At 72.3% G+C, this 12,936-nt stretch carries 11 protein-coding genes; 9 read left to right on the top strand and 2 right to left on the bottom strand.

The window, feature by feature from the left end:
* Positions 1-5: 5 nt before the first annotated feature.
* A complete protein-coding gene (locus ABTZ17_RS04395) occupies positions 6-1,976 on the top strand; it encodes an ATP-dependent DNA helicase (protein WP_352193974.1) in 1,971 nt (656 codons plus the stop codon).
* A gap of 104 nt (positions 1,977-2,080) precedes the next feature.
* Here the strand turns inward: ABTZ17_RS04395 and lexA are convergent, their stop codons facing one another.
* Positions 2,081-2,872, bottom strand: coding sequence for a transcriptional repressor LexA (lexA, locus tag ABTZ17_RS04390; protein WP_352193973.1), 792 nt, complete (start codon positions 2,870-2,872; stop codon positions 2,081-2,083).
* 488 nt (positions 2,873-3,360) lie between these two features.
* Between lexA and nrdR the strand changes: the two genes are divergently transcribed.
* The 8 genes from nrdR (at position 3,361) to ABTZ17_RS04350 (ending at position 12,025) form a co-directional block, all read left to right on the top strand.
* On the top strand, positions 3,361-3,876 hold the full coding sequence (gene nrdR, locus ABTZ17_RS04385; RefSeq protein ID WP_352193972.1) for a transcriptional regulator NrdR: 516 nt from the start codon (positions 3,361-3,363) through the stop codon (positions 3,874-3,876).
* A gap of 170 nt (positions 3,877-4,046) precedes the next feature.
* The gene (locus ABTZ17_RS04380) at positions 4,047-6,941 is read left to right on the top strand and encodes a vitamin B12-dependent ribonucleotide reductase (RefSeq protein WP_352193971.1); all 2,895 of its coding nucleotides are present in this window, start codon (positions 4,047-4,049) and stop codon (positions 6,939-6,941) included.
* 200 nt (positions 6,942-7,141) lie between these two features.
* Complete coding sequence (locus ABTZ17_RS04375) at positions 7,142-7,951, top strand: arylamine N-acetyltransferase family protein (RefSeq protein ID WP_352193970.1); 810 nt, start codon at positions 7,142-7,144, stop codon at positions 7,949-7,951.
* A 45-nt stretch (positions 7,952-7,996) separates the two neighbouring features.
* Positions 7,997-8,602, top strand: a complete 606-nt coding sequence (locus tag ABTZ17_RS04370; protein ID WP_352193969.1) for a YdbC family protein — start codon at positions 7,997-7,999, stop codon at positions 8,600-8,602.
* 141 nt (positions 8,603-8,743) lie between these two features.
* Positions 8,744-9,403 carry a histidine phosphatase family protein gene (locus tag ABTZ17_RS04365; protein ID WP_352193968.1) on the top strand — a complete coding sequence of 220 codons (660 nt, stop codon included), beginning with the start codon at positions 8,744-8,746 and terminating at the stop codon, positions 9,401-9,403.
* A 10-nt stretch (positions 9,404-9,413) separates the two neighbouring features.
* Positions 9,414-10,322 carry an ADP-ribosylglycohydrolase family protein gene (locus ABTZ17_RS04360; RefSeq protein ID WP_352193967.1) on the top strand — a complete coding sequence of 303 codons (909 nt, stop codon included), beginning with the start codon at positions 9,414-9,416 and terminating at the stop codon, positions 10,320-10,322.
* A 358-nt stretch (positions 10,323-10,680) separates the two neighbouring features.
* Positions 10,681-11,382, top strand: coding sequence for a ribonuclease HII (rnhB, locus tag ABTZ17_RS04355; protein ID WP_352193966.1), 702 nt, complete (start codon positions 10,681-10,683; stop codon positions 11,380-11,382).
* Between the two features lie 55 nt (positions 11,383-11,437).
* A complete protein-coding gene (locus ABTZ17_RS04350; protein WP_352193965.1) occupies positions 11,438-12,025 on the top strand; it encodes a hypothetical protein in 588 nt (195 codons plus the stop codon).
* 58 nt (positions 12,026-12,083) lie between these two features.
* Here the strand turns inward: ABTZ17_RS04350 and ABTZ17_RS04345 are convergent, their stop codons facing one another.
* Positions 12,084-12,722, bottom strand: a complete 639-nt coding sequence (locus tag ABTZ17_RS04345) for a hypothetical protein (RefSeq protein ID WP_352193964.1) — start codon at positions 12,720-12,722, stop codon at positions 12,084-12,086.
* Positions 12,723-12,936 lie beyond the last annotated feature (214 nt).

Genomic DNA, 12,936 nt, shown 5'->3' with positions numbered 1-12,936 from the left:
GTGCTATGACGAAGCCCCCTCTCTCCGACCTGCTGCACGCCGCCGTCACCGCCGTCGGCGGTACGGAGCGCCCCGGCCAGGTGGCCATGGCCGAAGCCGTCGCGGAAGCCATCGACGACAACTCCCACCGCCTGGTGCAGGCCGGCACCGGCACCGGAAAGTCCCTGGGCTATCTGGTCCCCGCCCTGGCGCACGGCGAGCGGGTGGTCGTCGCCACCGCCACCCTCGCCCTCCAGCGCCAGCTGGTCGAGCGGGACCTGCCGCGGACCGTGGAGGCCCTGCACCCGCTGCTCCGCCGCCGCCCGCAGTACGCCATGCTCAAGGGCCGCTCCAACTACCTCTGCCTGCACCGCCTCCACGAGGGCGCCCCGCAGGACGAGGAGGAGGGCCTCTTCGACCAGTTCGAGGCGGCCGCCCCCACCAGCAAGCTCGGCAAGGACCTGCTCCGGATGCGGGACTGGGCCGACGAGACCGAGACCGGCGACCGCGACGACCTGACCCCCGGGGTCTCCGACCGCGCCTGGTCCCAGGTCTCCGTCTCCTCCCGCGAATGCCTGGGCGCCACCAAGTGCGCCTACGGGGCCGAGTGCTTCGCCGAGGCGGCCCGGGAGCGCGCCAAGCTCGCCGACGTGGTCGTCACCAACCACGCCCTGCTCGCCATCGACGCCATCGAGGGCGCCCCGGTGCTCCCGCAGCACGAGGTGCTGATCGTCGACGAGGCCCACGAGCTGGTCTCCCGGGTCACCGGGGTGGCCACCGGGGAGCTGACCCCCGGGCAGGTCAACCGCGCCGTGAAGCGGGCCGCGAAACTGGTCGACGAGAAGACCGCGGACTCCCTCCAGACCGCGGCCGAGGGCTTCGAACGCCTCATGGAGCTGGCCCTGCCCGGCCGCCTGGAGGAGATCCCCGAGGACCTCGGCTACGCCCTGATGGCCCTGCGCGATGCCGCGCGGAACGTCATCTCGGCGATCGGGGCCACCCGCGACAAGTCCGTGCAGGACGAGGACGCCGTCCGCAAGCAGGCCCTGGCCTCCGTGGAGTCCGTCCACGACGTGGCCGAGCGGATCACCCAGGGCTCCGAGTACGACGTGGTCTGGTACGAGCGCCACGACCGTTTCGGGGCCACCCTCCGGGTCGCCCCGATGTCGGTCTCCGGGCTGCTGCGCGAGAAGCTGTTCGCGGAGCGCTCGGTGGTGCTGACCTCGGCCACCCTCAAGCTGGGCGGGGACTTCAACGGCGTCGGCGCCTCCCTGGGCCTCGCCCCCGAGGGTGTGACGGGCGAGGACCTGCCGGAGTGGAAGGGCCTGGACGTCGGCTCCCCCTTCGACTACCCGAAGCAGGGCATCCTCTACGTGGCCAAGCACCTGGCCACCCCCGGCCGGGAGGGCTCCCGCGGGGACATGCTCGACGAGCTGGCGGAGCTGATCCAGGCGGCCGGCGGCCGCACCCTCGGGCTCTTCTCCTCGATGCGCGGGGCCCAGGCCGCCGCGGAGGAGCTGCGGACCCGGCTGGACCAGCCGATCCTCCTCCAGGGCGAGGAGACCCTCGGCGAGCTGATCAAGAACTTCGCGGCGGACCCGGCCACCTGTCTGTTCGGCACCCTCTCCCTGTGGCAGGGCGTGGACGTGCCCGGTGCGAGCTGCCAGCTCGTGGTCATGGACCGGATCCCCTTCCCCCGGCCGGACGACCCGCTGATGAGCGCCCGGCAGAAGGCGGTGGAGGAGGCCGGCGGCAACGGCTTCATGGCGGTGGCGGCCACGCACGCCGCCCTGCTCATGGCCCAGGGCGCCGGTCGGCTGGTGCGGGCCTCGGGCGACCGCGGGGTGGTGGCCGTGCTCGACCCGCGACTGGCCACGGCCCGCTACGGCAGCTTCCTGAAGTCCTCGCTGCCCGACTTCTGGTACACCACGGACCGCAACCAGGTCCGCCGCTCCCTGGCGGCCATCGACGCGGCGGCCGTGGCGAACGGAGCGTAGGCACGCCTTCGGGCCCGGGGCTTCCCGCCCCGGGCCCGTAAGCGGACACGGCAGGACCCCGGGACCGGCGCAGTGGTACCCGGGGTCCGGACTGGGGGCGGGGATCAGACCCGCCGCAGCACCGCCACGACCTTGCCGAGGATGGTGGCCTCGTCGCCGGGGATCGGCTGGTAGGCGGCGTTGTGGGGGAGCAGCCAGACGTGCCCGTCCTCGCGCTTGAAGCGCTTCACGGTGGCCTCGCCGTCCAGCATGGCGGCCACGATGTCGCCGTTCTCCGCGACCGGCTGGCGGCGGACGGTGACCCAGTCCCCGTCACAGATGGCCGCCTCGATCATGGAGTCGCCGACGACCTTCAGGACGAACAGCTCGCCGTCACCGACCAGCTGCCGGGGGAGCGGGAAGACGTCCTCCACGGACTCCTCGGCGAGGATCGGGCCACCGGCCGCGATCCGGCCGACCAGCGGCACGTAGGAGGCGGCGGGCTTGCCCGTGGTGTCGGTGGGCTGGGTGCTGGGCTGGTCCGAGCCGCGGACCTCGTACGCCCGGGGGCGGTGCGGGTCGCGGCGGAGGAAGCCCTTGCGCTCCAGGGCCATCAGCTGGTGGGCCACGGAGGAGGTGCTCGACAGGCCGACGGCCTGGCCGATCTCCCGCATCGACGGCGGGTACCCGCGGCGCTGCACGGAGTCGCGGATGACCTCGATCACCCGGCGCTGGCGGTCCGTGAGGCCCGAACTGTCCGCCCTGATGCCTGGGGGCCTGCCGGGCAGGGAGCGGGCGGGGCGTACGCCCTCGCCCTCCGGGATCATGGCTGCTTCATTCATGGCGTGCACCGGCTCGAGTCGGCTCTGGGAGCGGTTCTGCGCAGTGATGGTGGCACTGTCTGCGGTGGTGGTCACGTCGGCCCCTCTCGGCTTGTTCTCCCTGGCTGGACAACGCTAGTGGCTTTCGAAAGGTTGCGCCAAACACACGTTCGAGTGAAAAAACGCAGTTCACCTGACGTGATCACAAGCGCAAGGTGTATGGGCGTTCGGTGACCCGCTCCGGCCGAACGCGGGTTCGGTGCCGGAACCGCTGCCTACGGTACTCTTCCGGGTCGGGTGGGGGTCGGTCCCGGTACGGCGCGGCGAGCCGCGTTCCCGCCCCGGCGCCGCGATCCCAAGGGCGTTTCCCGGCCGGCGCGGCGCGCGACACGCGGAAGAGTCGCTTTCCGGCAGAACCCAAGATCTAGTGGTTGTATGGCTCCGGCCGCCCACAAGTTGTGGTCCGGGGTGAACCGGAGCGTTCGACATCGCCTATGCTGGTGTCTGCTTCGAGAGCCTGGTGGACTGCTTCCCGGGTGGTGCCGAAGCCGCTCAGTCGTGCCGTGAGGAAGGGTTTTCAAGCCATGCACTGCCCCTTCTGCAGGCACCCCGACAGCCGCGTGGTGGACAGTCGCACCACCGACGACGGCACGTCGATCCGCAGACGCCGCCAGTGCCCGGACTGCTCCCGCCGCTTCACCACGGTGGAGACCGCGTCACTGATGGTGATCAAGCGGAGCGGGGTCACCGAGCCCTTCAGCCGGACCAAGGTCATCTCGGGCGTCCGCAAGGCGTGCCAGGGGCGACCGGTCACGGAGGACGCCCTCGCCAAGCTCGGCCAGCGCGTCGAGGAGGCGGTACGGGCCACCGGCAGTGCCGAGCTGACCACCCACGACGTGGGCCTGGCCATCCTCGGCCCCCTCCAGGAGCTCGACCTCGTCGCCTACCTGCGCTTCGCGTCGGTGTACAAGGCGTTCGACACCCTTGAGGACTTCGAGGCCGCCATCGGCGAGCTGCGCGAGCGGCGGCCCGCGCACGAGGAGTGCGAGCACGGCGGGACCGGTGCCCCGGTCCCCGTGCCCGCCTCCGCCACCGACTGACCCGACGGCCGCACCGCGGCCCGGGCCGGATCGGTCCTCCCGGCGGGAGCCGGGACCACAGACCTGTCCTCGGGGCACTGCCCCGTGGGCCACCAGCCAGACAGACAGACACCGTGCCACGGAATTTCGTCGGCACATCAGGGCGTTTTTGCCCGTATATGGGAGGCGGCATGACAGAGACGGCGAGCGGTCCGGCACGTGGTTCCCGCGCCAAGGGGACCAAGGCGGCGAGCAAGGGCCTGCGCATCGAACGCATCCACACCACTCCCGGCGTGCACCCGTACGACGAGGTGGCCTGGGAGCGTCGTGACGTCGTCATGACCAACTGGCGCGACGGCTCGGTCAACTTCGAGCAGCGCGGCGTCGAGTTCCCCGACTTCTGGTCGGTGAACGCGGTCAACATCGTCACCAGCAAGTACTTCCGGGGCGCCGTGGGCACCCCGCAGCGCGAGACCGGTCTGAAGCAGCTGATCGACCGGATCGTGAAGACCTACACGAAGGCGGGCGAGGAGCACGGCTACTTCGCCTCCCCGGCCGACTCGGAGATCTTCGAGCACGAGCTGACGTACGCGCTCCTGCACCAGATCTTCAGCTTCAACTCGCCGGTCTGGTTCAACGTCGGCACGCCCCAGCCGCAGCAGGTCTCCGCCTGCTTCATCCTGGCCGTCGACGACTCCATGGAGTCGATCCTCGACTGGTACAAGGAAGAGGGCATGATCTTCAAGGGCGGCTCCGGCGCCGGCCTGAACCTCTCCCGCATCCGCTCCTCCAAGGAGCTGCTGTCCTCCGGCGGCAACGCCTCCGGCCCCGTCTCCTTCATGCGCGGCGCCGACGCCTCCGCCGGCACCATCAAGTCGGGCGGCGCCACCCGCCGCGCGGCCAAGATGGTCGTCCTGGACGTGGACCACCCGGACGTCGAGGACTTCATCGCCACCAAGGTCAAGGAAGAGGAGAAGATCCGCGCCCTCCGTGACGCGGGCTTCGACATGGACCTCGGCGGTGACGACATCACCTCCGTGCAGTACCAGAACGCCAACAACTCCGTCCGCGTGAACGACGAGTTCATGCAGGCCGTGGAGAACGGAACCGAGTTCGGTCTGCGCGCCCGCATGACCGGCGAGGTCATCGAGAAGGTCGACGCCAAGGCGCTCTTCCGCAAGCTCGCCGAGGCCGCGTGGGCCTGCGCCGACCCGGGCATCCAGTACGACGGCGTGATCAACCGCTGGCACACCTGCCCGGAGTCCGGCCGCATCACCGCGTCCAACCCGTGCAGCGAGTACATGCACCTGGACAACACGTCCTGCAACCTCGCCTCGCTGAACCTGATGAAGTTCCTCAAGGACGACGGCAAGGGCCGGCAGTCCTTCGACGTCGACCGCTTCTCCCGGGTCGTCGAGCTGGTCATCACCGCGATGGACATCTCCATCTGCTTCGCGGACTTCCCGACGCAGAAGATCGGCGAGAACACCCGCGCCTTCCGCCAGCTCGGCATCGGCTACGCCAACCTCGGCGCCCTGCTGATGGCGACCGGCCACGCGTACGACTCCGACGGCGGCCGCACCCTCGCCGCCTCGATCACCTCGCTGATGACCGGCACCGCCTACAAGCGCTCCGCCGAGCTGGCCGCGGTCGTCGGCGCGTACGACGGCTACGCCCGCAACGCCGAGCCGCACCAGCGCGTCATGAAGCAGCACGCCGACGCCAACGCCGTCGCCCCCCGCGGCGACGACCTGGACACCCCGATCTGGGCCGCGGCCACCGAGGCCTGGCAGGACGTGGTGCGCCTCGGCGCGAAGAACGGCTTCCGCAACGCCCAGGCCTCCGTGCTGGCGCCCACCGGCACCATCGGCCTGGCGATGTCCTGCGACACCACCGGTGTCGAGCCGGACCTGGCCCTGGTCAAGTTCAAGAAGCTCGTCGGCGGCGGCTCCATGCAGATCGTCAACGGCACCGTCCCGCAGGCCCTGCGCCGCCTGGGTTACCAGGAGGAGCAGATCGAGGCGATCGTCGCCCACATCGCCGAGCACGGCAACGTGGTCGACGCCCCCGGCCTGAAGACCGAGCACTACGAGGTCTTCGACTGCGCCATGGGCGAGCGTTCCATCTCCGCGATGGGCCACGTCCGCATGATGGCCGCGATCCAGCCGTGGATCTCCGGCGCGATCTCCAAGACGGTCAACATGCCGGAGACGGCCACCGTCGAGGAGGTCGAGGAGATCTACTTCGAGGCCTGGAAGCTCGGCGTCAAGGCCCTCGCGATCTACCGCGACAACTGCAAGGTCGGCCAGCCGCTCTCCGCGAAGAAGAAGGAGGACGAGAAGGCCGAGGTCACCGCCAAGACGGAGGAGACCCTCCGCGCCGCGGTCGAGAAGGTCATCGAGTACCGCCCCGTCCGCAAGCGCCTCCCCAAGGGCCGCCCGGGCATCACCACCTCCTTCACCGTGGGTGGCGCCGAGGGCTACATGACGGCCAACTCCTACCCGGACGACGGCCTGGGCGAGGTCTTCCTGAAGATGTCCAAGCAGGGCTCGACCCTCGCGGGCATGATGGACGCCTTCTCCATCGCCGTCTCCGTCGGCCTGCAGTACGGCGTCCCGCTGGAGACCTACGTCTCCAAGTTCACCAACATGCGCTTCGAGCCGGCCGGCATGACGGACGACCCGGACGTGCGGATGGCCCAGTCGATCGTCGACTACATCTTCCGCCGCCTGGCGCTCGACTTCCTGCCCTTCGAGACCCGCTCGGCCCTCGGCATCCACACCGCCGAGGAGCGCCAGCGGCACCTGGACACCGGCTCCTACGAGCCGCTGGACGAGGAGCTGGACACCGAGGCGCTCGCCCAGTCGGCGCCCGTGGCGGTGGCCGCGGTCGTGGCCGTGCCCAAGCCGGTGGCCGTCGCCGAGGCGCCCGCCCCCAAGCAGGCGCACAGCAACGCCGAGCTCGTCGAGATGCAGCTCGGCGTGAGCGCCGACGCCCCGCTGTGCTTCTCCTGCGGCACCAAGATGCAGCGCGCCGGCTCCTGCTACATCTGCGAGGGCTGCGGCTCCACCAGCGGCTGCAGCTGACCGCGGGCGGCCCCCCGGCCGCACGCGTGACGCGTCCGACGGTCCCGGAAGGGGCCGGCCACACCGTGGCCGGCCCCTTCCGGCCGTTCCCGGGGGTCTCGGGGGGCGGACAGGGGTTGGCGGGGCGGGGCGGCGCCCCGATCATGAGGGGCGGGCGCCCGGCCGGGCCGCCCGCAGCGCCTTCCCCGGGGACGGAACGCATGTGGCAGGGTGACCGGCTCGACCTCGACGCCTATCTCCGGCGGACCGGCTGCACCGGGGAGCTCCGCCCGGACCTGGCCACGCTCACCCGGATCGTCCGCGCCCACACCGAGGCCATCCCCTTCGAGAGCCTGGACGTGCTGCTGGGCCACCCCGTCGCACTGGACGTGAAGAGCCTGGAGGACAAGCTCGTGCGCGGCCGGCGGGGCGGCTACTGCTACGAACAGAACTCGCTGCTGGCCGCCGTCCTGGAGCGGATCGGCTTCGAGGTGGCGGGCCGGGGCGCCCGCAACCGCACCCGCGGGGACCTCCTGCTCCCGGTCACCCACGCCCTCCTCGTGGTCACGCTGGACGGCGCCGAGTGGCTGTGCGACGCGGGCTTCGGGCACCAGAGCCCCCGCGAACCGGTCCCGCTGGCCCGGCCCGGCACCGAGCACCGCCAGGGCGAGTGGCGCTACCTGGTCCGGGAGGGCGCCGAGGGGGAGCGGACCCTGTGCCTCCGGCGCGGCGACACCTGGCGGGAGCTGTACTCCTTCTCCCCGCAGCGGCACCATCCCGTGGACTACGTCCTCATGAACCACTACAGCTCCTCGCACCCCCGCTCGGCCTTCCTCGGCCGGGTGATCGCCCAGCGGTCCGCCGACGGGCCCCGGACCGCCCTGGTCGGGAACGAGTTCTCCCGCGTCCACCCCGACGGCCGGGAGGAGAAGCGCACCGTCCCGGCCGGGGAGCTCATCGGACTGCTCGACCGGGAGTTCGGGATCCGACTGTCCGAGACGGACGCCGCGCAACTGCTGCGCACCTACTGACGCGGACACCGGTCGGGGGCCCGGTGATCCCCGTACGATGGCGCGGTGCTGGTCAAGTGGATTCGCTGCACGGTGGTGGACCGCCGGGGGTTCGAGCGCGGGCAGCGGAAGTGGGCGGGGCTCCCCGGTGAGCCGGGTTTCCGGGGACAGGGCGGCGGCTGGAGCCGGGCCCGCCCCGGAGTGGCGCACGTCTTCGCCTTCTGGGAGAGCCGGTCCTTCTACGACTCCTTCATGGCGCGCTCCCACGACCGGCTGGCCGCCTCCCAGGCCGGGACCTTCAAGAACGCCCGGGTCACGCTCTTCGACCACCGCTTCGACGTGAAGACCGGCTTCAGCCCGCAGTTCTCCGACGCGGACCTGCTGCGGGTGGCGCACTGCCGGGTCCGCGAGGGGCGGCTGGAGCACTTCGCCCTGATGCAGGAGAAGGTGTGGAACCCGGCCATGGCCGGGTCCCCCGGAATGCTGCGCGGGCTCTTCGGCGAGGCCCCCGGGCGCGAGTTCATGGTGCTCTCCATGTGGAACTCCGCGGCCGAGCACGGCAAGTACCGGCAGGAACGGATCGAGCGGCTCTCCCTGCGGGCCCACACCGAAGCCGACGTGGAAGCCCTCGCCGGGGACGTCATCGACCTGGAGCGGTCCTGGACCGTCTGAGGACCCGGCCCGGCGCGTCCGGACCGGACCGGCCCGACCCCGTGCCCGGACACCCCGACCGGGCGGCCCCCGCCCCCCTGGTTTGATCCGATCGGCCCCGTGCGTCCGCTCGAACGGCTCCGCCCGATCTAGGGTCGTGGAATGGTACGACCGCGGCGCATCGTCCTCGTCCGGCACGGGGAATCGGAGGGGAACGCAGACGACACCGTCTACGAACGGGAGCCCGACCACGCCCTCCGCCTGACCCCCACCGGCCGGGAGCAGGCCCTCGCCGCCGGGGAGCGGCTGCGCGCCCTCTTCGGCGAGGAGGGCGTCAGCGCGTACGTCTCGCCCTACCGGCGGACCCTGGAGACCTTCCGGGCGCTCAAGCTGGACCCCTCCCGGGTCCGGGTCCGCGAGGAGCCCCGGCTGCGCGAGCAGGACTGGGGGAACTGGCAGGACCGCGACGACGTACGGCTCCAGAAGGCGTACCGGGACGCCTACGGGCACTTCTTCTACCGCTTCGCCCAGGGCGAGTCGGGAGCCGACGTCTACGACCGGGTGGGTGCCTTCCTGGAGAGCCTCTACCGCAGCTTCGAGGCCCCCGACCACCCCCCGAACGTCCTGCTGGTGACGCACGGGCTCACCATGCGGCTGTTCTGCATGCGCTGGTTCCACTGGTCGGTGGCCGAGTTCGAGTGCCTCTCCAACCCCGGCAACGGCGAGTACCGGGTCCTGGTGCTGGGCGAGGACGGCCGCTACCGGCTCGACCGGCCCTTCGAGCGGTGGACCGTACCCGAGCCTTATGACCTGGACGGCTAGAGTGACCGCGATGATCCCCGACTCTTCTCCCGGCGGGCGCCTCGGACGCGCCCTGGCCAGCCTCCGGGGGCTGGCCGTGGGTGACGCCCTGGGCTCCCAGTTCTTCGTCCCCGCACACCTCGGCCTGCTCCGGCGGCGCGAGCTGCCCCCCGGTCCCTGGCAGTGGACCGACGACACCGAGATGGCCTGCTCCGTCCTCGCGGTCCTGGCCGCGCACGACCGGATCGACCAGGACGCCCTGGCCCGGTCCTTCGCCGAGCACCACGACTTCGACCGCGGCTACGGGCCGGCCGTCAACCGCATGCTGCGCCTGGTCCGCGAGGGCGGGGACTGGCGTGAGCTGTCCGCCGCCCTCTTCAACGGTCAGGGCTCCTGGGGCAACGGCGCCGCCATGCGGATCGCGCCGCTCGGGGCCTGGTACGCCGACGACCCGGAGCAGGCCACCCACCAGGCCGAGATCTCCGCGTACCCGACCCACCAGCACCGGGAAGCCGTGTGCGGGGCGATGGCCGTGGCCGCCGCGGCGGCGCTGGTGGCCGCTCCGGACGGCCCGCCCGCCCCGGCCGACCTCCTCGACTCGGTCATCGCGCTGGTGCCGCGCAGCGCCGTCGGCGCCGGGCTGCGACGGGCCCGGGACATGCTGGACTACGCGGACGCGACCACCGTGGCCGCCGTGCTGGGCTGCGGTCGCCGCACCTCGGCCCACGACACGGTGCCCTTCGCCCTGTGGTCGGCCGCCCGGAGCCTCGGCGACTTCGAGGGGGCCTTCTGGACCACCGCACGGGTCGGCGGGGACGTGGACACCACCTGCGCCATCGTGGGCGGGATCCTGGGCGGCCGGGGCGTGGACACGGTTCCCGCGACCTGGCGGGAGCGGACCGAGGAACTGCCCGCCTGGGTGCTCGCGACGGTGTCCTGAGGGACGCCGGAGCGGCCGTGGCCGGTGGCGGCCACGGTGGAGCCGGACAGGTGTGACGAAGTCGGCACCTTCCGGAACCGGCCGCCGGGCGGAGAGCCCGGGCCGCGAGATCGTTCGCTCCCGCTACGGCCCGGCCGGGGGAGTGGCGTGGAATCGCTCCCGAATCCTCGTGCGAGAAGGGGTCGGAGTGTGCCGTGTCCGCCCCGATCGGCCTTCGTGGGCCTGTGCGGTAGGGAACGTCACCTCCGGCGAGTAACGGAGTACGCGGGTCCGGGACGGGCCGGTCGGCCCGCTCCGTGAGAGGGGGGCCGCCCGGGGTGTCGCGGTCGCCACCGAGCGGCGTACCCTTGCTGGCGCCATGCCGTACGAAGCACCCACTCACACCGTCGAGCGCTCCCTCCGCGCAACCACCGGCGCCAAGGTCATCGCCGGGGTCGACGAGGTCGGGCGAGGGGCCTGGGCCGGTCCCGTGACCGTATGCGCGGCGGTCACCGGCCTCCGCAAGCCGCCCGAAGGACTGACCGACTCCAAACTGCTCACCGTCCGCAAGCGCGACGCGCTCGCCGAGGTGCTGGAACGGTGGGTGACGAGCTACGCCCTCGGCGAGTCCTCCCCCGAGGAGATCGACGCCCTCGGCATGACCGCCGCCCTGCGGCTGGCCGCGGTGCGCGCCCTGGAGGCCCTCCCGGTCCGGCCCGACGCGGTCATCCTCGACGGCAAACACGACTACCTCGGCGCCCCCTGGCTGGTCCGCACGGTGATCAAGGGCGATCAGTCCTGCGTGGCCGTCGCGGCCGCCTCGGTGATCGCCAAGGTCCGGCGCGACCGGCAGATGGCCGAACTGGGCGCCGGACACGAAGACTTCGCCTTCGCGGACAACGCCGGCTATCCCTCGCCGGTACACCGCGCGGCGCTGGAGGAGCGGGGCCCGACCCCGTACCACCGGCTCTCCTGGTCGTACCTCGACGGGCTGCCGCGCTGGCAGCACCTGAAGAAGACCCGCAGGAGCGAGGAAGCGCTCGCACTGGAAAACGGAGGCCAACTCGGCTTCGATTTCTGAGCGCACGCAAGCCCCGCCGGTCCGCACCGCACCGGCATTCGATGGACACCCACCCATGCCTCTCAGCCCCGAGGAGCCTCAGATTCACGAGAGTGCCCAGGGTCCCCGCGTCGCCCCGGCCCCCGGCCGCGTCGCGCAGACCCCCCGCCCCGTACCCGGTCCGCGTCCCGCCCCCCGGCCCGCGCCGCCCGCGCCGCGTCCGGTGGCGGCCGCGCCCCGTCCCGCCCCCTCCACCCCGTCGGTCTCCACCGCCGTCCCGCAGGTCCAGCTGATCCCGGCCTCGGCCGAGGGCGCCCTGGACGCGGCCGAGGAGGCCGTGGACCTGCTGCTCGAAACGGGCCGCGCGCCCGGCGACATCCTGGTGCTGACCAGCGGCGAGGCCCACCCGTGGGCCGCCCACGAGCTGAGCTTCGGCGAAGCCGCCTACTGGGCCCAGCACGACGCCGCGGACGACGTGTTCTACGCCGACGCCACCCAGGCCGGCCGGGCCGCCCGCCGCCCCGTGGTGGTGTTCGCCGCCAACGGCGGAACCGCCGAGGGCATCGAGGGCATCCTTTCGGTCGCCCTCGGCCGCGCCGCCGCACTGCTGATCGTCTGCGGAGACCCCGCGCAGATCAACTCCGTGCTGGGCGCGGGCGTCTGACGCCCTGTGGTCCCGCCGCGCCGTCGGCGGCGGGACCGCCCGGTCCGCCGGGCACCGCTCAGCGGGCCACCGTGCGGCGCAGCAGGTCCACGGCGCCGCCCCCCGTGCGCGGGGTCAGCGGGGCCCCCAGGCTCTCCGGATCGCCCAGGTCCACCGGTCCGCGACCGGTGCTGGGACGCCGTCCGCCGCGGCCCTCACCGAGCACCTGCCAGCCCTCGTCGGTCAGCGTGATGTACGCGCCGCAGCGCAGCCCGTGCAGGGTGCAGGCGTCCCGCAGGCCCCACATCCAGGCCCCGTCCTCCTCGGTCCAGTGCCCCTCGCCCTCGCGGCAGTACAGCAGCACCGCCGTCCGCACCGGGGTCCGGCGTCGCAGGTCGTGCGGGATCACCCGACGCAGCTGCGACAGCAGGGCGTTGCGGTACTCCCAGCCGTCCGCGGAACGGGACCGCTGGGTGAAGGAGGCACTGGCGACCAGGCGTTCCTCCGGGCCCAGGACGGCCACCACGGCCGTGGCCGTGCCCGGCCGGTGACGGGCGTACAACCCGCTGACCATCTCGCGGGGATTGGTGAGGAGCGGAACGTTCGCCGAGGCCCATTCGGAGGGCTCCAGGAGCCTTCCGTGCGGGCTGACGGAAGCGGTTCCGGCGAGGGACCGAGAAGACGGAGCGGCTGCGGACGGCGCGAATCCGAAGGACACGGTTCTCCCTTCGGCTGCACGCCCGGGGCGACGGGCTGGGCTGGGTGACGGCGCGCCACAGCGCGGCCCTGTGACAGTGCCGACGAGCCGTGCGGGAGCCCTCCAATTCTTGCGTGGCCCGTCAGGGCGCGGCAACGAGCAATTGGCGCCGCCGACCGGATTCAGGCGGTATGCCGTTCATATCCTTGCCCAGTGCCGCCGCCCCTGACGCGCG

This window comes from Streptomyces sp. NPDC097619, from assembly GCF_040302735.1.
Classification (GTDB): Bacteria; Actinomycetota; Actinomycetes; order Streptomycetales; family Streptomycetaceae; genus Streptomyces.
Note: the sequence above shows the minus strand (reverse complement) of the source record. Positions and strands in the feature narration are given on the sequence as shown.